Here is a 24671-nt window from a genome sequence, read left to right as displayed (position 1 = left end):
GGTCAAGGCACGCAAAGTGAAGGCTGCATCGCCTGGCCACAGCCCCTATACTGCGACTTTACCTCCTCAGGACTTCGCCATGGATCGACTCGATTGTGACCGGATGTTTGTCACGGTGCTGGAAACCGGCAGCTTTTCTGCCGCGGCGTTGCGTCTCGGCACCAGCAGCAGTCAGGCATCAAAACTGGTTTCAAAGCTGGAGCAGCAGCTCGGCGTGCAGCTGTTTAAGCGCAGCACGCGCGCGCTGTCGCCCACCGATGTCGGACGCAGCTATTATGAGCGGGTGAAGAATCTGCTCGATGCCTTTGAGGCGCTGGATGCCAGCGTGCGTGAAAGTGCGACGACGCCCACCGGCAGGCTGAAAATCAGCGCACCCGGCTCCTTTGGCACGGCGGTATTGTCTCAGGTGCTGGTGGCGTTTGCCCGCCGCTATCCGTTGATTGAGCTGGATGTCAGCTTTTCAGACCGGGCCGTGAACATCGTCGATGAAGGTTTTGATATGGCGATCCGCATCGGCACGCTCAGCGACAGCAGCCTGGTGGCGCGCAAGCTGAGCGAAGTGCATGTGCGTATCGCCGCATCACCGGTCTATCTGGAGCAGTTCGGCACGCCGCAGCACTGGCGTGACATGGCACAGCATCAGTGCATTATCGACACCAATTTTCGCGATCCCTGGCACTGGCCGTTTACCAGCGGGGACGGCAGCAGTGAAATTGTGACTGTGCCGGTGCGTGGACGTTTGCGCTTCGCCAATACTGAAGCCTGTCTGCAGGCCGCCATCGCTGGTCTGGGCATTGCGCGTTTGCCCGGTTTTATTGCGGCCCCGGCGCTGCAACGTGGGGAGATTGTCCGGCTGCTGGAAAACTTTGAGACGCCACCGCTAGGCTTGTTTGCGGTTTATCCGCCCGCCCGTCATCTGCCACATCGGGCACGCCTGCTCATCGACTTCCTGGTGACGCACTTCACGCACGCTCCACCGGCGTGATTTCTTCCATACTGGAAGAAATCATTGTCTTGCAGACCCGATTATCAGTCGTTTAGTCATCAGTTAAGCTACTTTTCTCACCACAGAGGAGTTGCGCGATGTTAGTAGAAGGCAAATGGAGTAGTGACTGGCATCCGGTGCAGGCTACCGATAAACAGGGCGGATTTGTTCGCCAGACATCCGGTTTCCGGCACTTTATCAGTAGCGATGGCTCGACTGAATTCGCCGCCGAACCGGATCGTTACCACCTCTATGTGGCGCTGATCTGCCCGTGGGCGTCACGTGCACTGATGGCCCGCAAGCTCAAAGGGCTGGAGTCGCTGATTAGTGTCACGGTGGTTGAGCCGCAGCTCGGGGCTCAGGGCTGGCGCTTCGGCACGTTTCCCGGCGCACAGCAGGACCCGCTGAATAACGCGCAATATCTGCATGAAATCTATACCCGTGTCGCGCCCGATTATACCGGCCGCGCCACCGTGCCGGTGCTGTGGGACAAGAAGACCGGCACCATCGTCAATAATGAGTCCGCTGACATTGTGCGCATGTTCAACAGCGGCTTTGGCGATCTGGCCGATAACCGCATCGATCTCTATCCCGCCGCGCTGCGCCAGGAGATTGACGCGCTGAATGAGAGTCTCTATCCGCGCCTGAATAACGGTGTTTATCGTGCTGGCTTCGCCACCACCGCCCTCAGCTATCAGCAGGCATTTAATGACGTCTTTAGCCAGCTCGATGAACTGGAAGCCCTGCTCAGCGATGGTCGCACCTTCCTGCTGGGAGAACGGCTGACTGAATCCGATATTCGCCTGTTCGTGACGCTGATTCGCTTTGACGCCGCCTACCATGGCCTATTCAAATGCAACCTGCGCCGGATACGCGACTATATGCTGCTGAATCGCTATCTTAAGAGCATGTTATCGGTCTCCGGCGTACGTGAGACGGTCAGTATCGATCACATCAAACAGGGTTATTACTCGATCAAGGCGCTGAATCCGAACGGGATTGTTCCGGCTGGCCCGGATATGAGTGAATACAATTTGTAAGGGCATAAGCTAAAGGAGCAATGATGGCAAAAGCACTGGTAATTTTTCTGCATGGCGTGGGCAGTAACGGCGACGATCTGGCACCAATTGGCCGTCACTGGGCGACGCTGTTGCCGGATGTGATTTTTGCCTCTCCCAATGCGCCTGAACGTTTTCCCGGTGGTTTTGGCTGGCAGTGGTTCAGCCTGGCGGACATCACACCTGAGAACAGGCCTGCCCGTGTTCGGGCAGCGCGGGCGGCATTTGATGCAACCCTTAGCGAGATTATTGCGCAGCACGGCTTCGCGGAACGCTGGCAGGATGTGGTGCTGGTCGGCTTCTCGCAGGGATCGATCATGGCGCTGGATGCCCTGGCCTCAGGCCGTTATCCGCTGGCTGGCGTGGTCGCCTTTTCCGGGCGCCTGGCGGTTGACGGTGAATTAACCCCGCAGGCTCATGTGCCCGCGCTGCTGATTCACGGTCAGGCCGATGAGGTGATCCCGTGGCAGGAGAGCGAATCTGCCGCAGCACGACTCCAAGCCGCAGCGGTGCCGGTCGACGCGCGCTTTGAACCCGCCACCGGCCACACTATTTCCGCTCAGGGTGCTATGCACGCCGCCGGATTTATCGGCCAGTGTTTACAGGATTAACCCCAGTAGCGGTTTAACGCCTGCCAGGCATGACGTGCTGCGACGTCGGGCGGCAGGCGTTTCAGCGTATCATTAAAGACTTCGATGCCCACCGGCCCCTGATAGCCCGCACTTTTCAGCTTATCGACGAAGCGTTCAACATCAATAATGCCATCGCCGGGCAACTGACGATGGTGTTTTGCCATCGCCATCAGGCTCTGCTTATCCTGCGCGGGAACCGCGGCCATATCACACAGCTGCACTTCATAAATACGGTCGGCAGGAATGCCGTCCAGCTGCGAGGCGTCACCGCCCAGTGCGCAGATATGGAAAAGATCCACCACCAGCCCGATATTGGGCTGATCGAGCCGCTGCAATCGCTGCCACGCCAGCGGCAGCGTATTGTCCACGCTGCACCAGGCCATCGGCTCATACATAATGCGCATGTTGTAGCGTGCAGCTTCAGAGGCCATCCAGCGCAGGTCATCATCAATCTGGTCGGCGCAGCAATCTTCGCGGGTGCTGGCCGGTGCCTGAATCGTGTCGCAGCCCAGCGTCCGGGCAATCTGTATAAACTGGCGCAGCTCTTCGCGCTTCTGGCATCGTAGCGCACCCGGTGCGCCGGTAAAATCGCGCAGCACCTGCAGATTAGTAAAGCCAGGTCCCTTCAGTGCGCTGATCTCAGCCAGTGCTGCCGCACCGCCCTCGTATGCGTCAACATCCTCGCGCCAGATCTCGACCTGATCAAAACCGGCGTCGCGCGCCGCCTGCAGTTTCTGGTCGGGTTCACCGTTTAACAACACCAGGTTAAGGAAGGTAGGATTGGTTCGCATGGCTCGGCTCCTTAATCGTCCGGAATAATCGGTGACGTTCAGCGTTACGCCCGCAATAGCCATGCGGGCGTAAAACCTGAAACAGTATCTACCTCTTAAGCGTTAAGACAAGCGCCGATTAGCCAGATCAGCCCAGCAGCGTGACCAGCGCAAAACCCGCAAACGCCATCAGCAGTGAGCCAATCACATGCACCAGCGCGCTGGCCATCGCCCACATATATTTTCCGGTCTGAAGCAGACCCATTAATTCCGCAGTAAACGAGGAGAATGTTGTCAGGCCGCCACAGAGTCCGGTGACGATCAGCAGTTTCCAGATCGGGTCCACGTCGGGATGGCGCACAAACCAGGCCATTGCGCCGCCGATCACCAGCCCGCCGATCAGATTCACCAGCAGCGTGCCCGGCGGCAGATTAGGAAAGAGCGCATTAAAACGCATCGAGAACAGCCAGCGCAGTACACAGCCGGCAGAGCCGCCGATCATCACAGCCAGTAACGGTTTAAACATGTGTTGCTCCTGATAACAGAGTAATGCCGGGCTGAGGGGGGAAAGGCAGAGATAAACTGCGCCTGACACCTCAGCTCCCGCGAAAGGATTGAGTGTCAGGCGTCATCAGCCGGTGTTAAGCCCACCGGCGGTTGGGAAAGGTGGCACGCCATCACCTTGAGCCGGTGATAATACGACGCCCGTTTCAGGCTGGCAAGCCTGTGCGCATGGCGGATGAATCGCTTGACGCCCTGCCCGCTGGCGGGGTAATGCTGAGAGTTAACAGCCTGTTGCGGAGAGCCTATGCGTACCCTGATTTTTGATACTGATATCGGCGTGGATGATGCCTTTGCACTGGCTTATGCGGCGCGGACGCAGCATCTGCTGGGAATTACCACGGTGTCTGGCAACGTGGCGGTGGGTCAGGCGGTGAAAAATGCCCGGCTGTTCTGCGACAAAATGGCGATTAATGCGGAGGTCTATCGCGGCTGTTCACGGCCGCTGGCGCTGGCGCCCTCTGCGCCCGCCCGGCTGCACGGTGAAGATGGACTGGGCGATGCGTTTGATAACACCTGCAGCGATGAGGCGCCAGGCGCGGTGCAGTTTATTATCGACAGCGTGCGGGCGCAGCCGCATCAGATCACCCTGGTGGCGATTGGCCCGCTGACCAACATCGCCACGGCCATTAATCAGGCGCCGGATATTATTCCGCTGGTGAAAGAGCTGGTGATCATGGGCGGCGCGTTTGGCACCGATGGCCACAGCGGCAACGTGACGCCCTTCAGCGAATTTAATATCTGGAAAGATCCGCATGCCGCCGATCAGGTGCTCGCCTCGGCGCTGAACGTGGTGGTCATCCCGCTGGATGTCACGCACAAGGTACTGATCAGCAGTGATGAGGTTCAGCGTCTGAACCAGCCGGTGCTGAGCGCTATCTGTCGTCCTTATCTGGCTTACAGCCTGGCAAAAGAGGGTTTTGCCGGTATGGCGCTGCACGATACCCTGGCAGTGGCGTGGCTGACACTGCCGCAGGCCTTTACCCTCACTGAAAGTCCGCTGCGGGTCATCACCGAGGGCATCGCCTGCGGTCAGACTGTGCGTAAGCTCGGCGCACTGGCGTCGCGCGATGATCCCTTTGCCGGTCTGCCCGCCCAGCGTATCGCGCTCGGCGTGGATGCCGACGCGGTGCGGGCGCACTTCTTTGAAACCCTCACCGCGCCCTGAAACGCCGCGTTAGCGGTCGAAGTGAATCACGCCTTTGATCAGTTCGCGATTATTGATGACTTGCGACTCAAAGGTTTCATCCAGCGTGGAGAAAGCCAGGTGATGATTCAGCATCATTTCAGCACGCAGCTGGCCGCTGGCCATCAGTGCACTTACCCGATTAAAATCTTCGCGGGTGGCATTGCGGCTGCTCATCAGCGTGGTCTCTTTTTTGTGGAATTCACTGTCAGGGATAACCAGATCGCCTTTGTGCAGGCCGACATAGACGATTGTGCCGCCGTGCCGCATCAGGTTAACCGCATTGTTCATCGCCGCCGGGCTGCCGGTGGCGTCGATCACTTTCAGCGCCAGACGACCACCAAACTGATCCCGTAGCGCGCTGTAAAACGCCTCATCCGCCGGATTCAGTGCCGCCAGACCCAGCTGATCAGCGACATGCTGGCGACGGAATTCGCTGGTGTCCGCCACCACGACCTGCGCGCCACTGGCGGCGGCAATGGCGGCGACACCCAGCCCAATCGGTCCGGCACCCACCACCAGAACCTGCTCATCCGCCACAATGCCTGCACGACGCACCGCATGGGCGCTGATGGCAAAGGGCTCAATCAGCGCGGCCGCTTCCGGGGCCACCTCATCCACCGCCAGCAACGTGCTGACCGGCACGCTTAAGTAGTCGCAGAAACCGCCATCCTGATGCACGCCTATCACCGAGATCTGTTCACAGCAGTTGGTCTTGCCACTCTGGCAGGCGTCGCAGCGCAGACAGGAGATGTAGGGCATTAACGCCACCCGCTGGCCTGGCTGAAAGCCCTCGGCGCCACTACCCAGCGCCACCACTTCCGCACAGATTTCATGGCCCAGCACCCGTGGATAGCTGAAGAACGGCTGATTGCCGGACCAGGCGTGGATATCCGTGCCGCAGATTCCGGCGGTGAGAATTTTAATCAGCGCCTCGCCAGCGGCAGGCTTGGGGGTGTCGCGGGTGGCCCAGACCATCTTACGTGGTTCAGCGATGACCAGTGCTTTCATTGTTGTCATGGTGATTCTCCGGTTGTCCTGCAGGCAGTTACGGCGAATCCTGCCTGATGCGCAGCGTTCGTTTACGGGAAGTGTGAAGCACGGCGATTTTTTTGGGCTTTGAATGGTTTTTAATGCATTAAAAACCGGAGAGTCAGATGAGCCGCAGCCAGAATTTGCGCCAGAACGTCATCAACCAGATGCTGGAGAGTATCGCTCAGCGACATATTCGTTCGCCCCTGCCACCGCAGGCGGCGCTGGCGGAGATGTTCAATATCAGCCGGACCACGGTGCGACATACCCTGCACTATCTGCATCAGTGCGGCATGCTGGATAAAGTGGATCAAACCTACGTTATCGTGCGTGATCCCCGCGAAGAGGACAGTTTTAGCGCCTTAACGCCGCCGATTGAGCAGCAGGCCAGTCACTTTGAGCAGATGTTTTTTAATATGATCAATCAGCGGCAGCTGGTGCCCGGCGACACCTTCAGCGAGCTGCAACTGGCGCAGCAGGTGAAAGTCAGTCCGGTCGTGGTGCGCGAATTTCTGCTGCGCTTTATGCGCTATGACCTGCTGGAGCCGGTGAAACGCGGTCAGTGGCGCATGAAAAAATTCACTCAGGATTATGCCGAGAAGCTGTTTGAACTGCGCGAGATGCTGGAAACCCACGCCCTGAGCCGCTTCCTGAATCTGCCCGCCAGCGATGAGCGCTGGATGCAGGCGCGGGATCTGCTGGATCGTCACCGATCCATGCGCGACACCATCGCCAGCAACTATCGCCACTTTGCTGCGCTGGACCGTCAGATGCATTCGCTGATTTTATCCGCCGCCAGTAATCCATTTTTTAATCAGTCGCTGGAGATCATCTCAGTCATCTTTCACTCGCATTATCAGTGGGATGAAAGCGATCTTAAGCAGCGTAACATTGTCGCGCTGGAGGAGCATATGGCGATACTGACCGCGCTGATTGGCCGTCAGGATATTGATGCGCTCTGTGCATTACATAACCATCTGGCGACCGCTAAAACCTCAATGGTGCGCTCAATCGGTCAGTACAATTAAAAACCGATTAAAAACCACAAAGCATTAGCTCCCGCACGATTCAGAAACATCTTTGCAACATCCTTAACCCTTTGCTCTTAGTCTCGACTGCAACGTCACGGCGGCCTTTTGCCGCTGCGCGCAGACCCCTTCTCACCATAACGATAAGTACCCAGTTTCGGGAGAGTGCAATGGAAAAGACCTCAGTAACCGGTCGCGACAGCGTGACCGGCGACACGCCACCAGGCCAGGATTTCGTGCCAATGCGCAGCGATGTGGTGCGTTCACCGCGTATCCGCAAAGTGCAGATTACGGCGATGCTGCTGTTGCTGTTCGCCGCCATCATCAACTATCTGGATCGCAGCTCGCTGTCGGTCGCGAACATGACCATCCGCGATGAGATGGGGCTAAGCGCCACCGAAATCGGCTTCCTGCTTTCTGCTTTTTCGCTGGCGTATGGCCTGGCGCAGTTGCCGTGTGGCGCGCTGCTGGATCGTAAAGGGCCGCGCATTATGCTCGGCATCGGCATGTTTATCTGGTCGCTGTTCCAGGCCGCCTCGGGTCTGGTGCATAACTTTACCCAGTTCATCCTGGTGCGCATTGGCCTGGGTATTGGCGAAGCGCCGATGAACCCGTGCGGCGTGAAAGTGATCAACGACTGGTTCAACATTAAAGATCGCGGCATGCCAATGGGGATGTTTAATGCCGCTTCAATGATTGGGCTGTCGGTGGCCCCGCCGATTCTGGCGGCGATGATGCTGGTGATGGGCTGGCGTGGCATGTTTGTCACCATCGGTATCCTCGGCATGTTCCTCGCTATCGGCTGGTATATGATTTACCGCGACCGGGATAACAACACCCTGAGCGCCGAGGAGATCCACTATCTGCAGGCCGGCAGCGTGGCGTCGCGGAAAGAGCCGATCAGCTTCAAAGAGTGGCGTGGCCTGTTTAAGCAGCGCACCATGTGGGGCATGATGATTGGCTTCAGCGGCATCAACTACACCGCGTGGCTCTATATCGCCTGGCTGCCTGGCTACCTGCAGTCCACCTATCATCTCGATCTGAAAAGTACTGGCCTGCTGGCGGCGATTCCGTTCCTGTTTGGTGCAGCGGGAATGCTGCTGAATGGCTATGTGGTTGACTCGCTGGTGCGTCGTGGCTTTAACGCCGTAAAAACCCGCAAAATCTGCATCGTCAGTGGGATGCTGCTGTCAGCCGGATTCACCGCCGTGGTGACCCGCGCGACCGACACCACCAGCGCCGTGACGCTGATTGGCATGGCGCTGTTCTGTATCCACTTCGCCGGGACCTCGTGCTGGGGATTGATCCACGCTAACGTCACCGCCCGCATGACCGCTTCGGTCGGCAGCATCCAGAACTTTGCCAGCTTTATCTTCGCCTCGTTCGCGCCAGTGATCACCGGCTGGGTGCTCGACACCACCAAATCGTTCAGCCTGGCGCTGATGATCTGTGCCTGCGTCACGCTGGTTGGCGCACTCGCCTACCTGCTGCTGGTGCGCCAGCCCATCACCGACGGCGAATAATCGCAGGACGGCGCGGCGGCTACGTCAGCGCCGTCAGCGTGACGCCATGTTTTGCACCGTAACGTTTAATACCTGCCATCACCTTCTCTGAATTAAGCGGAGGCGGCGGTGGCAACAGCGGTGCCCGTTCACGCAGCGCCGAGTCGAAGCGGGCAAACGTCGCGAAGTCACGCGGGTAGCGGGCTTCATCCACACCAATTAAAACTCCCTCGTCACGCGCATGGGACAGCAGCGCCCGCCAGCGATCAATCTCCGCCAGCCCGATACTGTCGGTACCATGAGAAAAGAGCATCATATCGATGTTACGGAATGGCGGCTGTTTTTCCAGGAAACGTTGCAGCGCTAATGCCGAGGATTCGCTGCTAAAGCTCAGCCAGAACGGAATCGACTGCTGCTGCTGCGTACACCACGGATCCATCAGCAGGAAACTGTCCACCGTCAGCCGGGTCGGTAAGATTCCCGCCGCCAGATACCAGTCGCGGTAGATCTCCGCCACCACATAACTCATTGCTTCCGGATTCTCGTAGCGAATCTCCATCAGCTTCCAGCTCTGCGCTTCGGCAAGCTTTTTCAGCGGTGCGATCAGATAACCATCCAGCCCCCACTCCGCTTCCGGCACCCGGTCGGTAATGGCTGGCGGCGTCCAGCGCTCACGATCCACACCGTAACGTGCCAGATATTCCGCCACGCGCGGACCGCCCTGCATAAACTCTTTTTCGCTGGCTCCGCCCGGCGCACCAAACTGAAAGAAAGAGCGATCGCTGGTGCGCGTTACCGGCCATTGCTGGGTGCAGTGATTGATAAACAGCGTGGAACCGGCGGGCAGACTGCCCATCAGGAATTCGTTAAAAGCCAGCGGCAGTTCGCGCAGTTTCAGCCGGAAATAGCGCATCTGGTCGAGCATCAGGCGATCCTGATTCGGGTCGTGCATGTGGTGAACCGCCAGCCGTGGCCAGGCAGCCAGCAGCGCGGCGGCCACCTCTTTACCCTGCTCAAAATTCGCTTCTGCATCATCCGGATCGTTACTGGCGGCGCGCACCGGACAGAGAAACGTCTGCGGCAGCCAGGGCACGTTCATTGCCGACGCCAGATGTACCAGCGCGCCGTTCGACGAACCGATAAAGGCCGCCGGATAATCCTGCTGTGGGTACTCACTCACCATCCATTCAGCAATGCCTTCTATATCCAGCTCGCCCGCCTGGCGCAGGCTGATGCCTTCTGCCATGCCGCCCAGCGCATAACCCCACTCACGTAGCCCGGTCGGCAGACGATTCAGCGAGGGCAGTAACCGGTCAAGCGTCGGTGACTGGCTCGGACTGGCGAAGGGACGATCGTGAAGCGCATTTGCCAGCGCCAGAAGCATGGCGGCAGCAGAGTCAAAACGGGCGATGCCCTTGGGCGGTTTACTCATGCTGATTCTCCTGCTGAATGCGCGCCACGAACGGGCGGATGGCGTTGCAGAAACTCCACGGATAGACGTAGTGCAGCGTGTGGGTACCATCGCGCAGCGTCAGACGTTCGCTGCGCGGCATCAGCGCGGCGAGCTCATCCAGCCAGCGTGCCGGGCAGACTGGATCACGCGAGCCACGCAGCAGCAGCGTTGGCGCGTTGATGTAAGTGAGGCGATGCTCAATATGGTCGCGCATCATGACGCGTAATGTGCCGAACGCGCGCCATAGCCCGGCCTTGGCGTAGTCGATGCGCGCCAGCGAACCCGGCGAGCGATGCGCCTCCAGACCACGATTGCGCCAGTTGCGCCAGAACTGGCGTGTCAGACTGCGCGCATGGCGATCCACCGTCGGCCCTTGCAAGACCAGCCCCGCTACCGCCTGCGGATATTTCACCGCCAGCGCAGCCAGAATCTGGCAGCCAAACGCATTGCCCACCCAGATGGCACGCTGAAACCCGTTGTGCTGCAGCCAGAGCCAGAGCGCATCAGCCTGCTGATCCACCGTCATGATGGGTGCGGAAGGTGGCAGCGTGCTGGCCCCAAAACCAGGCAGATCCGGCACCAGCACGTGATAGTCGCGGCCCAGTGCCAGCGCCAGCGGCTCCATCGCCCGGCCCGACATCACCAGCCCGTGAATCAGCACCACCGGCAGTCCCTGATCCTCATTAGGTGTGACACGCGTAAACATGCGCCAGTCGCCCACCTGCTGGAAATAACCCGCCAGCCCGGCGTGGTGACTGCGCGGCAACACCGGCGGCGTCTGCTTCAGTTGCTGCCAGCGTTTCATACCCCAAAGCGTAGCCGCTACACCTAATCCCACGCCTGCCACAATCGCTGCCTGTTTTCGTCGATGCTTCTGGATCATCCGCTGCTCCTGATTTGGGGAGGATAATTCAGTGTAGGACGGGATTGGGTTGAAGGCGGGTTAATGGTGGGTTGAAGGTTTGGCGTAAGAGGTAATTTCTTAGAGAATGGCAAAATTTGCTGTGTAGCGTCGCTTGCTGTTTTGCGGACAACATGACCCCGACCGTACACTATATTGCAGATGGCAAGTAGCGCACTGCTGCATAATCCTGTTTACGAGTGCTTCGCGCTTTAGAGCTGGATATCAGACATAAAGAGTAGTTATCAGAAAGAGTGCCCTTTGCGGGATTTTTAGTGCCATTATCAGGTAAAGTTATTTAAGCTACACAGGTAATTTTAAGGATAAAAGTCTATGAAATTGAACGAAAAGGCGCTGCTGGATTCCGGCTTTAACTATGCAGATCTTCAGAAGCTTAAAAACAACATTGCTAACTATGGCGGCTCTCTGGATTCGGTTATCCATGACCTTGCTAACCGCTTTATTGCTGCAAAGTGGATTACTATCGTTGCCTTAGCCATTCTCGTTCTCACGTTAGTGCTGGCATCCTCAGATACCAGCATCACGCTCACAGGTACACTTGCAATTGTATTACCTTTTATATGGTATCTAACGCCAGCAACACTTGCCTATAAGGCATGGCGCTATCGTAAATTAACAACTAATTCTGAACAGCGCCCTTAACAGATATAAGGTCAAATATGACTTTGGCCGTAACACCATAACCGACTATGTGCATTGTGAGTTTGGCGCGGCTCATTGTGTTAACTTTTCGGAAATAATCGGATGGCATGTATCTGAATAAACGCCAGGTTCCGGGGCGCCTGAAGAGGCCAAATACGGTATAAGCATTTGCGACCAGCGAGACTGATTTATAGACTGCCAGCCCGCTGTTTGGACTGAACCCCATAAATTGAGCGGAAGACATGGCAGCATCAGCCACTAAACCTTCGGTGTTTTTTATACCCATAACGTAGTTCGAAAATTCTTTGCTTATGCCGTTAGCGCCGTCAATAACCAGCACTGCACCGGCCAGAATACCCATAGGCGTCATAGAACCTATAAGGATTAGGCCAGTAGCTATTTCGGCACCGGCCATAACAACATTTACAGCAGAAATCACATACCCAACGATTTTATTGTTTTCCTTAACAAACTCCACTTTGGCGTAGAGTTTCGCAGCTTTCATGCGCAGCATTCTGTCCTGCTCCTGAAGGTTTTCCATTTCTATCCGCAAATTTCTAATACATGCCACGCACTCTTCGTCAGATTTTGCACGTCGTGCAGCGGCAAATTCCTTCTCAATGAGATCTCTAATCTCCTGAACGAACTTTACCTGAGTCATGCCATTTGAAAGATGGGCCGAGGACACATGATTAGCCGTATTGATCAGCTTTCTGGCCTCAAGATTAATCATTGTTTCATCCCAGTGCTTATTTCGGCCTGAGCGCATCATATCGAGCAATGCTGCATCCATTTATATTCTCCCTGAACATTATATCGCCGATAAGACCTCATATATTCAGCTATAAGCCGTCGATTACGACAGAATTAAGCTACATGAGATAGCATATTAAAGGATGACCTATCAGAAAAAATTTACAACTTAGAGCGGCACTAAATCATGACACTTTTGCCATGATTCTCACGTTGACGCAGAGACAATTAGCATGAAATCGAAAACCAGGTTACATAAACAAGGAATTACAACCAGCACATAACGCACGGCTGCAAAGGCGTCATTTTGTCGCCAGAAAGTGTTTTTAGCGGAAAGACAACAAGAAGAGTGGCAGAAGCAGATTAGACGCACCAGGAAGTGCAAAACGCGGGTTTACTCAGAAGAAAGCAAAAGCAAAAGGTGATAATCACAGGTCGATCCCTGACCGCGATTATCGAGGGTTTCTTGCGGGGTACTTAGTACATGGCACCCGGCGGTACGTGTTTGAACGTCTCAACATAAGCGCGGAACACGTGTTTAATGATGCGTTTCATAAAATGCCTGATTCAAATTTAGTTGAACATATACTGAAAAAGTATAGCCGCTGTGCGTTTTAACAGCAAATAAATTTGAAGCAGATCACAAAAATGCCGCTTTTATGTGCAAAGGCCCTAGGCGGTGTAGCCAAGATGCTGCAACAGAATGGTGGAGCCGACGGCGATTAACACCACGCCACCCAGCACTTCCGCCCATTTGCCCAGTACCGGACCGATAAAGCGTCCGACTAATACGCCGGTCGTCGCCATCACTGTGGTGGCGGCACCAATGGTCAGCGCGGTGGTGATGATATTCACCTGTAAAAAGGCCAGACCAACGCCGACCGCCAGTGCATCCAGGCTGGTCGCGACGGCAGTGGTCGCCAGGACCATAAAGCCATGACTTTGCGGGGCTTCACAAGGTTCTGCGACGGCTGTCTGACGAAAACCTTCCATCATCATACGGCCACCCAGAAAGGCCAGCAGGGTGAAGGCAACCCAGTGATCCCACGCCATGATGTAACGACTGGCCGCCAGACCAAGTGCCCAGCCAATCAGTGGGGTCAGCGCTTCAATAGAGCCGAAGATCAGACCGGTACGCAGCGCTTCTTTAAAACCAGGACGATGCAATGTGGCACCTTTGCCCAGCGCAGCGGCAAACGCGTCCATCGACATACCCAGCGCAAGAATTAAAGTGGCAATAAAGGTCATGATTTATTCACCTGGGGCGAAAAAGCGGCAATTCACGCTGAATTCACCACACAAAGTGTTCAGTTATGAAAAAGTGGGCGCAGTCTACCACGCAAACCTCAAGATAAAAAGACAGTAAAATCAGGGATTTAAGTATAGCAAAGGCTATAACTCTTATCATTCGCTATGAATGGCGCTAAGTCGATGGTGGCAAAGCATTTTCTGGCCGTTTTCCCTGCCCTGCACTACGCCATGTGGGCGTATTGCGGCACACCACCATTGAACCCTGTCGACGATTACCGGAAAATGCCGGGCTGATAAATATGGGAAACCGGTTATGAATAGCCCTTTTGAAACGTTGGTTGTGCCTGGTGGCATTTTGCTGCTGGGCTTTCTCTCGGCGCTGCTGCTGCCCGCGCCCGCTTTTAGCGTGACAGTAGCGCAGCATCTGTTGCAGATGTTCCATTTACAGGATCTGAATCAGCTCTATACGGTGGTGTTTTGCATCTGGTTTTTGCTACTGGGCGCCATAGAGTTTTTTGTTATCCGCTTTGTCTGGCGTCGCTGGTTCAGGGGCTGACCGCCTGCGCATCGACCAGCGCTTTTAGCCGTTCAGCGCTGCGCGCGTAACCTTCACGCGGCAGATGTGCCGCACCCAGTACCAGACCCGCACCGCGCTGCCCGGCCTGCTGATACCAGACCGACAGCGGCGAGGGGGCCATGCCCCACTCCACCGCCTGCTGCGCAATGGCCTCATCCGGAGTACCGGCGGGTAAGCGGACAATCACCGCCAGCCCGGCGCGTTGCAGGTCGGGAAAGTAAGGATGGAGCGCCGCGATCATCTGCTCCAGTCGCTCATGATAAACGCGCTTCATGCGCCGCAGATGCCGCATAAAGTGTCCGTCCCGCAGAAACTCCGCCACCGCGTTGTGTAACAATCCTGAGGATGCAGGCGAAAGCAACGCGCAGACCTCACCGAAGCGCGCCGTCAGCGCCGGCGGAACCACCATAAAACCGAGCCGCAGTTGCGGCGTCAGCGTCTTGCTGAAGGTGCCGATGTGCAGCACCCGCCCTTCACTGTCGAGCGCGGCGAGTGCAGGGGCCGCGCGATTACCGGGCTGAAGCTCGCCGAGATAATCATCTTCGATAATCCAGCGCTGCTCCCGGCTGGCCCAGTTCAGCAATTCATGACGGCGTACCAGACTCATGGTGATGCCAAGCGGCGCCTGCTGTCCCGGTGTGACCAGCGCGAAAGCGGCATCCGGCGCGCGGGAAATCCCGGTCGCCACCTGCAACCCTTCGGCATCAACCGGCACGGCAACCGGCGTGACGTGTAGCGCTTCAACCGCGCGACGTGCCACCCAGAATCCGGGGTCCTCCAGCCAGGCCTTTTTGCCCTGAAAATTCATCGCCAGCCCAATCAGGCCCATCGCGCCCGCATAACCGCTGGTGATAATGATCTGATCCGCCTGACAGCGCAGGCCGCGTGCCACCGCCAGGTAGGCCACCAGCGCCTGACGCAGCGCTAAGCTGCCGCGTGGATCGGGATAACTCGCCGGTCTGCTGACCTGCATGCGCGTCTGACGCTGCAGGATGCGCAGCCAGACTTTTGCCGGAAACGCATCGCTGGCCGGAATGCCCATCTGAAAGGTCAGCGGTGGCGCTTCATACTCTTCAATTCCATCAGGATGGAGTGACTTGCAGTTGGCATCATTGCCGGCCGGTTTTAACGGTGGTAATGGGCTGACGAAGGTGCCTGCTGCGCCTCTGGCCTGCAGAAACTGTCCATCAACCAACATGTCATAGCTGGCACGCACGGTGCCACGTGCCACGCCGAGCTGCGCCGCCAGATCGCGGCAGGAAGGTAAACGCGTACCAGGCTGTAAACGCCCTTCACCAATCGCCTGTTCAATCAGCAGTCGCAGCTGTTCGCTGAGCCCCCGTGATGCACCGCGCTGCAGTGTCAGCGTAGAAAGCGGCGATGGGCCAGTCAGACTCTCATTTTTTGGCACTTTATCTGCTCCATTGAAAGGCCGAAAATCACCTCATCAATCCCAGGAGGCAATAAGATGAGCGAACGTATCGATTTTCATAGTGCAGCACCGGCAGGCATGAAAGCGCTGGGCGGCGTATACAGTTATCTGGCACAAACCGATCTGCCACTCACTTTACTGGAACTGCTGTTCCTGCGCATTTCCCAGATTAACGGCTGCGCCTACTGCATTGATATGCATACTAAAGCGCTGAATAAATCGGGTATGAGCTGGGATAAGATCGTGCTAACCCCGGTCTGGCATGAATCGGGGACGCTGTTCAGTGAGAAAGAGAAGGCCGCTCTCCACTGGGCTGAATGCCTGACGCTGATTGCTCAGCAGGGTGCGCCAGACGCCTGCTATGCGGCACTGACAACCGAGTTCAGTGAAAAAGAGATTGTCGATCTGAACATCGCGATTGGCCTGATGAACACCTATAACCGCATGGCGATAAGTCTGAAAAAGCTGCCTGCCAGCGCGAATCAGTCATAGGTGAATCCGATGCGTGGGCCGATGCGCACGCATTTTCACACTCACAAAAATGTAACATTATTTTTACACAAGCGGCTGTTAAGGCCCTGCCATCCTGATTCCTGTTATTCCTTACTGCGCAATAAATCGCTAAATTTCAGCTAATTAAATAATTCCGCACTGTTCACATCCTTTCCGGCACTGCACCAGCAAGGGGCTTTTCCGCAACATCCGCTTTTAGTTAACTCACTGACTTCACTCTAAAAAATCACTAATACGCCGCGCATCGTGATGATTAATTCTTATGCTGAATCATTTCTGCATTTAAAAAATAAACTAATGTTTAATTCAGATGTGAGAATGTTATATTCGGATGACTAAGCATAACGTTCAGTTAACGCGTTATCACCGCTTTAACCCTATACCTGAGACTTAACCTTTGAGAAATAGCGCAACGCGCTCGTAAGAAGCGTGACTATTTCGCCTGCGAAACTGTTGGGCTTCAGGTCAACAGAAGAGGAGATGTCGCCTCATGAGCAATTCAGCTGTAAACCTTGCGCTCGCGATGAGTGCCATGGCAAAGGACACCACTACTGCGCAGGAGCGCAAAGACGTTGACGTGCTGCTGATTGGTGCTGGTGTGATGAGCGCTACCCTCGGTGCATGGCTGCAGGATTTAGAGCCGGACTGGTCCATAGAAATGGTGGAGCGGCTCGATAGCGTGGCCGAAGAATCCTCCAACGGCTGGAATAACGCGGGCACCGGTCATGCGGCGCTGGCGGAGCTGAACTATACGCCTCAGCAGGCGGATGGCAGCATCGACATCTCTAAAGCGATAACGATCAACGAATCGTTTCAGATTTCCCGCCAGTTCTGGGCTTATCAGGTTCAGAAAGGCAACCTGCGCAATCCCAAAAGCTTTATTCATAGCACGCCGCACATGAGCTTTGTCTGGGGCGACGACAATGTCGACTTCCTGCGCAAGCGCTTCAAAGCGTTGCAGAAAAGCACTCTGTTCCGCGGCATGGCCTACTCCGAAGATCCGCAGCAGATTGCCCGCTGGATCCCGCTGGTAATGAATGGCCGTGACCGTCGCCAGAAAGTGGCCGCGACCTGGACAGAGATGGGCACCGATGTGAACTTCGGTGAGATCACCCGTCAGCTGATCGCCTCGTTAGAGAAGAAAGCGAATTTCCAGCTGCGTCTGCGTCAGGAAGTGCGGGATCTCAAAAAGCTTGCCGATGGTCGCTGGCAGGTGACGCTGCAGTGTCTGAACAGCGGCACGCGTCGCACGCTGACGGCGAGCAAAATCTTTATTGGTGCGGGTGGCGCGGCGTTACCGCTGCTGCAGAAAGCCGGTATCCCGGAAGCGAATGGTTACGCCGGTTTCCCGGTGGGCGGTTCATTCCTGGTCACGGAAAACCCGCAGGTCGTCGCGCAACACATGGCTAAGGTTTACGGCAAAGCCAGCGTCGGTGCGCCGCCGATGTCCGTGCCGCACGTTGACACCCGCGTACTGGATGGCAAGCAGGTGCTGCTATTTGGCCCGTTCGCCACTTTCTCGACCCGGTTCCTGAAACAGGGTTCGTTGATGGATATGTTCACGTCCCTGAACAGCAGCAATATGTTGCCAATGGTCAAAGTGGGGCTGAAAAGCTTCGATCTGGTGAAATACCTGATGGATCAGGTATTGCAAAGCGACAGCGACCGGATGGAGGCGCTGCGTGCTTATGTGCCGCAGGCGAAGCAGGAAGACTGGCGCCTTGTCACAGCGGGTCAGCGTGTGCAGATTATCAAGAAAGATGAGAAAGAGGGCGCCGTGTTGCGTCTGGGCACCGAAGTGGTCGCCTCGCAGGATGGTACGATTTCCGCTCTGCTGGGTGCCTCGCCAGGCGCCTCAACGGCGGCACCCATCATGCTGGAGCTGCTGCACAAGGTCTGTCCTGAGCAGATGGCTTCACCGGAATGGCAGAACAAAATCCGTGCGGTGGTCCCCTCCTGGGGACGTAAGCTTAATGGCGACGTGGCGCTGACAGAAAAAGTGTTAGCCGAGACCAGTCGTGTTCTGCAGCTCGACTATTCGCCGGTTACGCCGATGGCGGCCAACGATGAAGGACGGGAAACCGCGTTCGTCGTCGGCAAGTAATACAGTGCCGTTGATAAAAAGGCTCCGCATAGCGGGGCCTTTTTTATTGGGCGGTTGCCTGGTCGTCCTGAGGATTCTCTATTAGGGTTAAGGCATCTTTTAGCCGAACGATCAGGAGGAACCCGCATGTCTTACTCCCCTGCGTCACCCGAATTTACCCTGCTCGACCGCTACTGGCGGGCAGCGAACTATCTCTCCGTTGGACAGATTTACCTGATGGATAACCCGCTGTTGCGCGAGCCACTCAGGCCGGAACATATTAAACCGCGTCTGCTGGGTCACTGGGGCACCACGCCAGGTCTGAATTTTATCTATGCCCACCTCAACCGTGTTATCCGCAAACAGAACCTGGATATGATCTATATCTGCGGGCCAGGCCACGGCGGTCCCGGCATGGTGGCGAATACCTGGCTGGAGGGCAGCTATAGTGAGATTTATCCGCACATCTCGCAGGATGCGGCGGGTATGCAGCGCCTGTTTAAACAGTTCTCCTTCCCTGGCGGCATTCCCAGCCACGCGGCACCGGAAACGCCGGGCTCAATTAATGAAGGCGGCGAGCTGGGCTATTCGCTCTCTCATGCCTTTGGTGCGGCCTTCGATAATCCCGATCTGGTGGTGCCGTGCGTGATTGGCGACGGCGAAGCGGAGACCGGGCCGCTGGCCTCCAGCTGGCACGGCATCAAATTCCTCAATCCTGAACGTGACGGCGCAGTGCTGCCGATTCTGCATCTTAACGGCTACAAGATTGCTAACCCGACGCTACTGGGCCGCAGCAGCGATGAGGATCTGCACCAGCTATTCAGCGGCTACGGCTATGAGCCGCTGTTTGTCTGCGGGCATGAACCGGAAAAAATGCATCCGCTGATGGCGGAGACGCTGGATACCGCCTTCAGTAAGATCGCTGCGTATCAGCGTGAGGCGCGCAGCGGCAACGCCAGCAACGACGTGCCGCGCTGGCCGATGATTATCCTGCGTAGCCCCAAAGGCTGGACCGGCCCTGAAACGGTCGACGGCAAGAAAGTGGAGGATTTCTGGCGGGCGCATCAGGTGCCGGTCGCGGCCTGTCGTGAAGATGAAGGTCATCGCCAGATCCTTGAAACGTGGATGCGGAGCTATCAGCCCGACGATCTGTTTGATGAACAGGGTCGCCTGAAGCCGGAACTGCAGGCGCTGGCACCGGAAGGCGATAAACGCATGGGGGCTTCGCCATATGCCAATGGCGGCCTGCTGCGCCGTGAGCTGGATGCACCTGACATCGCGGAGTTTGCCTGCGAGATCAGCGAGCCAGGCACAGAGATAGCGCAGGCCACAGAGCATCTGGGGCGCTATCTCAGCGTGTTGTTCCAGCGTAACCGCGATAATTTCCGCCTGTTTGGCCCGGATGAAACGGCCTCTAACCGCCTGACGCCGGTCTTTGACGTGACCAGCCGCACCTGGCTGGAACGAATAGAGCCGTACGATGAGCAGCTGGCGCGGGATGGCCGGGTGATGGAAATCCTCAGTGAGCATCAGTGTCAGGGCTGGCTTGAAGGCTATCTGTTGACCGGCCGCCACGGGCTGTTCAACTGCTATGAAGCTTTTATTCACATCGTCGATTCGATGTTTAACCAGCACGCTAAGTGGCTGAAAGTGACGCGCAAGCTGGGCTGGCGTAAACCGATTTCGTCGCTGAATTACCTGCTCTCTTCGCACGTCTGGCGTCAGGACCACAATGGCTACAGCCATCAGGATCCGGGCTTTATCGATCATGTTGCCAACAAGAAAGCAGACATCGTGCGTATCTATCTGCCGCCCGATGCCAATACGCTGCTTTGGGTGGGCGATCACTGCCTGCGCACCTGGGACCGCATCAATGTGATTGTGGCGGGCAAACAGCCTGCGCCGCAGTGGCTGGATATGGCCAGTGCCGTGACCCATTGTGAAGCGGGTATGGGCGAGTGGCGCTGGGCGGGCACCACGCCGGCACATGACCAGCCAGATGTGGTGATGGCCTGCGCCGGTGATGTCCCAACTATGGAGACGATGGCGGCGGTCGATCTGCTGCGTGAGATGCTGCCTGAACTGCGCATCCGCGTGGTGAACGTGGTCGATCTACTGGCACTGCAGCCGGAAGATCAGCATCCGCATGGCAAATCTGATGCGGAGTTCGACGCGCTGTTTACCCAGGATAAACCGGTGATTTTTGCTTTCCACGGCTATCCGACGCTGATACATCGCCTGACCTATTCCCGAACCAACCACCGCAACTTCCATGTGCGCGGCTTTAACGAAGAGGGAACCACCACCACGCCATTTGATATGACGGTACTGAACGAGCTTGACCGCTATCATCTGGCGCAGGAGGCGATTCTGCGCGTGCCGGGCCTGGCCGACGCGCATCCTGAGCTGCTGGAGGATTTACAGCAGCGTCTGGCGGAACATCATCGCTATGTCCGTGAGCATGGCGAAGATTTACCGGAGGTGCAGAACTGGAAATGGCCGTCGGCCACTGCACCGGGTGCGCCCGATTAAGCGGCCAGCAGCGCGTCGGTCAGCATCCAGACGGTGGTCGCCACCAGCGACAGCGCCATCAGGCTGTTAAACAGCTGGCGCTTCCAGGCAATCTGCAGATGGCTGCGCAGGCGATCGCCCAGTGCTGCCCAGATCAGGATGCAGGGCAGATTGAGCAGCATAAAGCCGATCATCACCGTCAGGACGCCGCTGCTGCCGCTATAGAGCAGCGCGACGTTGGTGGCCATCAGCCAGGCCTTGGGATTGATCGCCTGGAAGCAGGCGCCGCCCACTATCGTCATTGGCTGAGGACGGGTGCGCGCTTCGGGTGCGGCAGCGCGAAAAATTTTCCAGGATAACCACATCAGATAAGTACAGCCTGCCAGCGTCAGCGGCAGGCGAATCGCCGCCATCCAGTGCAATAACACCTCCAGCGCCATCCCGGCAATCACCGTCTGCACCGCACAGCCCACCAGAATACCGAACACCATTGGCAGGGTGCGCCGCATACCAAAATTGACCCCGGAGGTCGCCAGCAGCAGATTGTTCGGGCCTGGCGTAATTGACATCACGGTAACGTAACTGAAGAAAGAGGGATCAAGCATGGTGACTCTCCTGAAGGTAGACAGAGTTCTATGCTACGGCGGGGAAAGAGATGGTAACAGGGACACAAAATCACTATTGTTATGGTTACAGTTATCGTTAACAGAAATTGTACCCATTCAGGCCGGAGGCTATTGTGTCCCTTGCTCCCACGACCGAACAACCCCTCTATCAGCAGCTGGCAGAGAGCTTCGCTGAAGCCATCCATCAGGGAACGCTGAAACCCGGTAAACGCCTGCCGGCGATCCGCCGTGTTGCGCAGTCACATCAGGTCAGCGTCAATACCGTGCTGAATGCCTGGCAGATGCTGGAAGATCGCGGGCTGATTGAGGCGCGTCCGCAGTCGGGCTATTACGTGCGCGGCGTGTTGCCCGCCGTCACCCGCCACGGTCAGCATAAGACCCGGGTACGCGATCCCAGCAGCGGTAAACTCGACCTGATAGATAAGGTGTTTGCGGCGCAGAATCATCCCGACTACACCAATATTTCGCTGGCCTGCCCGCAGGACAGTGAGCTTTTCCCGGCGGCACGCATCGCCCGGATTACCGCCTCATTGTTGCGTCGTGATCCCAACATGATCGGTCGCTATGCGCTTCCGCCCGGTAGTGAGCGCTTACGGGAGGAGATAGCGCGACGGGCGCTGCACGCCGGACAGACAATTACCGCCGATGAGATCACCCTGACCCACGGCTGCATGGAGGCGCTTCAGCTGGCGCTCAGAGCAGTCACGCAGCCCGGCGACTGCGTCGGACTGGAGTCGCCGACCTACTTTTTCCTCTTTCCGCTTCTGGCCTCGCTCGGTCTGAAAGCACTGGAAATCCCCACTGACCCACAGCACGGGCTCTCGCTGGATGCACTGGAGATGCTGCTGCAGGAGCAGCGTATCAAGGCGCTGATTGCGATGCCGAGCGCGCAGAACCCGCTGGGCTGCGGTATGTCGCTGGAGAATAAGAAACGGCTGGCAAAGTTAGTGAACACTTACCACGTTCCGCTGATAGAAGATGGGCTGTATGACGAGTTGCAGTTCGACTGGCCGCTCTCACCCGCCGTGAAAGCCTTTGATCGCGATGGCTGGGTGATCTACTGCACCAGTTTCACCAAAACCGTGGCCCCCGACTTCCGTATTGGCTGGACGGCTGCTGGTCGTTTTCATGATGCGATTGCCCGGCTGAAAGCCGTCTCCTCAATGGCTGAATCTGCCCTGCTCTCCGAAACGCTGGCGGAGTTTCTGGCTTCTGGCGGTTACGACCACCATCTGCGCACGCTGCGCCGTCGCTACGCGGCTAATCTGGATGAGGCGCGGGGTCTTATCGCCCGCTACTTCCCGGAAGGCACGCGCGCAACGCTGCCGCGCGGTGGCTTCGTTTTCTGGGTTGAGCTACCGGGCGGCGTGAATACCACCGAGATGTTTGATCGGCTGCTGCAGGAGCAAATTTGCGTTACGCCTGGCGCGCTCTACTCACTGAGCGAGCGCTACAACCATGCGCTGCGACTCTCCTGCTGCTATCCGTTTGATGCGCGCTACAGCCGGGCGATTCAGCGCGCAGGCGAAATCGCCTGTGAGCTGGCGGGTCTGCCTTGCGGTGAGGCTCAGGGTGTGCCGTTGCGGCCCCAGACGGTATAGCCGCGACGTTCAGTCAGGCGCTCGTAATAAGTCCGCACCGCAGGGTAATCAGGATGGTCGAGCGGGGTCTCAAACCAGCGGTTCACCGCCAGGCCAATCGGAATGTCTGCCAGCGTGAAATTACGTCCGGCAACATAGCGGCCGGTTTTTTCCAGCTGCTGATTGAGAATGCTCATGGTATGCGCCCAGCCTTTACTGGCCGCGGCCAGCAGACGCGGATCCTGATGAGCCGGGGAGTTTCGCACCAGCGACATAAATGCGTAGCGCCATGAGGTGTTGAGTTCGGTAGCTTGCCAGTCTATCCACTGATCGACAGGCGCTCGCGTTTGCGGATCATGAGGATAGAGCCATTCGCCGCCATAGGCGTTCGCCAGATAGCGCAGAATGGTATTGGATTCCCACAACACAAAGTCATCATCTTTCAGAACCGGCACCATCGCATTGGGATTCAGTGCCATGAATTCGGGTAGGTGGGTTGAGCGGAAGCCATCGCCCCACTCTTCGCGCTCAAAATCAAGGTCAAGTTCGTCACACAGCCATAGTACTTTGCGCACGTTGATTGAGGAGGCGCGTCCCAGGATCGTTAGCATTCAGAGTCTCCGGTAAAATCTTTAACTTATTGATAACGCTGTTAGCTGTTATAAGCAATCATCCGGCAGAGAAAAGGCCACACTGAACCCAGAGCAAGGAGTCACAATGAAGGTCGCGTTTAAGCAAGTCGATGTGTTTACCTCATCCGCCTTTAATGGCAATCCGCTGGCGGTGATCATGGATGCTCAGGGGCTAAACGACAGCCAGCTGGCGGCAATTGCCCGCTGGACGAACCTGTCGGAAACTACCTTTGTGCTGCCGCCGCAGCACGAAGAGGCGGATTATCGGGTGCGTATTTTTACCGTGGAAGGCGAACTGCCGTTTGCCGGTCATCCGACGCTGGGCACCGCACATGCGCTGCTGGAGGCGGGCTGGCCTACCCGAACGCCGGGTGAAATCGTGCAGGAGTGTGGCGTCGGAAACGTGACGGTGAAGATAGGTGAGGCGGGCGAACTGGCATTTGCCGCGCCGGCGGCCACCCTGATGCCGTGGCAGGATGCGCTGATGGGGAACGCTTTAAACAGCGACGCGTTCGATCTGACGCAAAGCCCGACGGTGGTCGATATGGGGATTCGCTGGCTGCTGGTACCGATGGTCAGTGCCGACGCTGTGCTGGCGCTGCAGCCCAATGTCAGCGATTTGCAGCGTCTGGTTAAGCATGCGGGTGTTTCGGGAGTGATGCCGTTTGGCCGGTTGCCTGAGGGCGAGCCTGAGCAGTATGAAGTGCGTGGCCTGCTGGTAGAAAATGGCAGCCTGACCGAGGATCCGGTGACCGGCAGCGCCAACGCCTGTCTGGCGCGTTACTTCGCAGCCGCAGGCCATACCACCGCCTATCGCGTTCGCCAGGGAACGGCCCTGCAGCGTGCAGGCCGGGTGAACGTATCTTTCGCTGGTGAGACCATCTGGATTGGCGGCAATACGGTTACCGTCATCGACGGCACTATTACGCTGTGAAAAGCGGC

General features: G+C 57.0%; 24 protein-coding genes and 1 riboswitch. Of the genes, 13 read left to right on the top strand and 11 right to left on the bottom strand.

The annotated features are described in order from the left end of the window. Positions 1 to 79 precede the first annotated feature (79 nt). The 3 genes from NP77_RS18285 to NP77_RS18275 all read left to right on the top strand — a co-directional run bounded on the left by NP77_RS18285 (position 80) and on the right by NP77_RS18275 (position 2654). Positions 80 to 985 (top strand): LysR family transcriptional regulator, encoded by a 906-nt coding sequence (locus NP77_RS18285; protein WP_039661134.1) that lies wholly within the window; start codon positions 80 to 82, stop codon positions 983 to 985. Positions 986 to 1083: 98 nt separating this feature from the next. After that, entirely contained in the window at positions 1084 to 2025 is a 942-nt protein-coding gene (locus tag NP77_RS18280; protein WP_039661132.1) for a glutathione S-transferase family protein, read from the top strand. A gap of 23 nt (positions 2026 to 2048) precedes the next feature. After that, positions 2049 to 2654 (top strand): alpha/beta hydrolase, encoded by a 606-nt coding sequence (locus tag NP77_RS18275; protein ID WP_039661131.1) that lies wholly within the window; start codon positions 2049 to 2051, stop codon positions 2652 to 2654. On the opposite strand, the gene NP77_RS18270 is transcribed toward NP77_RS18275, so the two are convergent. Continuing rightward, a complete protein-coding gene (locus NP77_RS18270) occupies positions 2651 to 3466 on the bottom strand; it encodes a sugar phosphate isomerase/epimerase (protein ID WP_039661130.1) in 816 nt (271 codons plus the stop codon). The two genes, NP77_RS18275 and NP77_RS18270, sit on opposite strands and share 4 nt — an antisense overlap. A 127-nt stretch (positions 3467 to 3593) precedes the next feature. Then, entirely contained in the window at positions 3594 to 3971 is a 378-nt protein-coding gene (gene crcB / locus NP77_RS18265; protein WP_003852055.1) for a fluoride efflux transporter CrcB, read from the bottom strand. Between the two features lie 89 nt (positions 3972 to 4060). Next, positions 4061 to 4136, bottom strand: a riboswitch (Fluoride riboswitch). 117 nt (positions 4137 to 4253) lie between these two features. Between crcB and NP77_RS18260 the strand changes: the two genes are divergently transcribed. Next, a complete protein-coding gene (locus NP77_RS18260) occupies positions 4254 to 5174 on the top strand; it encodes a nucleoside hydrolase (protein ID WP_008926341.1) in 921 nt (306 codons plus the stop codon). A 9-nt stretch (positions 5175 to 5183) separates the two neighbouring features. Here the strand turns inward: NP77_RS18260 and NP77_RS18255 are convergent, their stop codons facing one another. Further along, complete coding sequence (locus NP77_RS18255) at positions 5184 to 6212, bottom strand: zinc-binding alcohol dehydrogenase family protein (RefSeq protein ID WP_039661128.1); 1029 nt, start codon at positions 6210 to 6212, stop codon at positions 5184 to 5186. 137 nt (positions 6213 to 6349) lie between these two features. On the opposite strand from NP77_RS18255, the gene NP77_RS18250 reads away from it, so the two are divergent. Beyond that, positions 6350 to 7252 carry a GntR family transcriptional regulator gene (locus NP77_RS18250; protein WP_039661126.1) on the top strand — a complete coding sequence of 301 codons (903 nt, stop codon included), beginning with the start codon at positions 6350 to 6352 and terminating at the stop codon, positions 7250 to 7252. Positions 7253 to 7422: 170 nt separating this feature from the next. Beyond that, complete coding sequence (locus tag NP77_RS18245) at positions 7423 to 8775, top strand: MFS transporter (protein WP_039661125.1); 1353 nt, start codon at positions 7423 to 7425, stop codon at positions 8773 to 8775. 19 nt (positions 8776 to 8794) lie between these two features. Here NP77_RS18245 and NP77_RS18240 read toward each other — a convergent pair whose 3' ends face one another. After that, positions 8795 to 10186 (bottom strand): hypothetical protein, encoded by a 1392-nt coding sequence (locus NP77_RS18240; protein ID WP_003852046.1) that lies wholly within the window; start codon positions 10184 to 10186, stop codon positions 8795 to 8797. After that, positions 10179 to 11090, bottom strand: a complete 912-nt coding sequence (locus NP77_RS18235) for an alpha/beta fold hydrolase (protein WP_003852045.1) — start codon at positions 11088 to 11090, stop codon at positions 10179 to 10181. The genes NP77_RS18240 and NP77_RS18235 overlap by 8 nt, the downstream gene beginning before the upstream one ends. Before the next feature lie 351 nt (positions 11091 to 11441). Here NP77_RS18235 and NP77_RS18230 point away from each other — a divergent pair, with 351 nt between their 5' ends. After that, positions 11442 to 11771, top strand: a complete 330-nt coding sequence (locus NP77_RS18230; protein ID WP_003852044.1) for a hypothetical protein — start codon at positions 11442 to 11444, stop codon at positions 11769 to 11771. Here NP77_RS18230 and NP77_RS18225 read toward each other — a convergent pair. From NP77_RS18225 to mntP, 3 genes are all read right to left on the bottom strand, one after another. Next, complete coding sequence (locus NP77_RS18225; protein WP_039661123.1) at positions 11749 to 12564, bottom strand: DUF4225 domain-containing protein; 816 nt, start codon at positions 12562 to 12564, stop codon at positions 11749 to 11751. The two genes, NP77_RS18230 and NP77_RS18225, sit on opposite strands and share 23 nt — an antisense overlap. Positions 12565 to 13001: 437 nt before the next feature. Next, positions 13002 to 13079 carry a stress response protein AzuC gene (azuC, locus tag NP77_RS24075; RefSeq protein ID WP_123809971.1) on the bottom strand — a complete coding sequence of 26 codons (78 nt, stop codon included), beginning with the start codon at positions 13077 to 13079 and terminating at the stop codon, positions 13002 to 13004. A 117-nt stretch (positions 13080 to 13196) separates the two neighbouring features. After that, positions 13197 to 13772, bottom strand: a complete 576-nt coding sequence (gene mntP, locus NP77_RS18220) for a manganese efflux pump MntP (RefSeq protein ID WP_003852038.1) — start codon at positions 13770 to 13772, stop codon at positions 13197 to 13199. Positions 13773 to 14088: 316 nt separating this feature from the next. Here mntP and NP77_RS18215 point away from each other — a divergent pair, with 316 nt between their 5' ends. Further along, positions 14089 to 14331, top strand: coding sequence for a DUF1158 domain-containing protein (locus NP77_RS18215; RefSeq protein WP_008926345.1), 243 nt, complete (start codon positions 14089 to 14091; stop codon positions 14329 to 14331). Here NP77_RS18215 and NP77_RS18210 read toward each other — a convergent pair. Next, positions 14321 to 15763, bottom strand: coding sequence for a PLP-dependent aminotransferase family protein (locus NP77_RS18210; RefSeq protein ID WP_039661122.1), 1443 nt, complete (start codon positions 15761 to 15763; stop codon positions 14321 to 14323). The two genes, NP77_RS18215 and NP77_RS18210, sit on opposite strands and share 11 nt — an antisense overlap. Positions 15764 to 15820: 57 nt before the next feature. On the opposite strand from NP77_RS18210, the gene NP77_RS18205 reads away from it, so the two are divergent. The 3 genes from NP77_RS18205 (at position 15821) to NP77_RS18195 (ending at position 20912) form a co-directional block, all read left to right on the top strand. After that, a complete protein-coding gene (locus NP77_RS18205; protein WP_039661120.1) occupies positions 15821 to 16276 on the top strand; it encodes a carboxymuconolactone decarboxylase family protein in 456 nt (151 codons plus the stop codon). A gap of 511 nt (positions 16277 to 16787) precedes the next feature. Then, entirely contained in the window at positions 16788 to 18401 is a 1614-nt protein-coding gene (gene mqo, locus NP77_RS18200) for a malate dehydrogenase (quinone) (protein ID WP_003852028.1), read from the top strand. 126 nt (positions 18402 to 18527) lie between these two features. Next, positions 18528 to 20912, top strand: a complete 2385-nt coding sequence (locus tag NP77_RS18195; protein ID WP_039661119.1) for a phosphoketolase — start codon at positions 18528 to 18530, stop codon at positions 20910 to 20912. Here the strand turns inward: NP77_RS18195 and NP77_RS18190 are convergent. Then, positions 20909 to 21496, bottom strand: coding sequence for a LysE family translocator (locus tag NP77_RS18190; protein WP_003852024.1), 588 nt, complete (start codon positions 21494 to 21496; stop codon positions 20909 to 20911). The genes NP77_RS18195 and NP77_RS18190 overlap by 4 nt on opposite strands. Before the next feature lie 134 nt (positions 21497 to 21630). On the opposite strand from NP77_RS18190, the gene NP77_RS18185 reads away from it, so the two are divergent. After that, a complete protein-coding gene (locus NP77_RS18185) occupies positions 21631 to 23118 on the top strand; it encodes a PLP-dependent aminotransferase family protein (RefSeq protein WP_039661117.1) in 1488 nt (495 codons plus the stop codon). On the opposite strand, the gene NP77_RS18180 is transcribed toward NP77_RS18185, so the two are convergent. Beyond that, positions 23085 to 23708 (bottom strand): glutathione S-transferase family protein, encoded by a 624-nt coding sequence (locus tag NP77_RS18180; RefSeq protein ID WP_003852022.1) that lies wholly within the window; start codon positions 23706 to 23708, stop codon positions 23085 to 23087. The genes NP77_RS18185 and NP77_RS18180 overlap by 34 nt on opposite strands. A gap of 106 nt (positions 23709 to 23814) precedes the next feature. Here NP77_RS18180 and NP77_RS18175 point away from each other — a divergent pair, with 106 nt between their 5' ends. Further along, entirely contained in the window at positions 23815 to 24663 is an 849-nt protein-coding gene (locus NP77_RS18175) for a PhzF family phenazine biosynthesis protein (RefSeq protein WP_008926350.1), read from the top strand. The last annotated feature ends 8 nt before the right edge of the window (positions 24664 to 24671 follow it).

The organism is Pantoea sp. MBLJ3, from assembly GCF_000816655.1.
Lineage (GTDB): Bacteria > Pseudomonadota > Gammaproteobacteria > Enterobacterales > Enterobacteriaceae > Pantoea > Pantoea eucalypti.
Note: the sequence above shows the minus strand (reverse complement) of the source record. Positions and strands in the feature narration are given on the sequence as shown.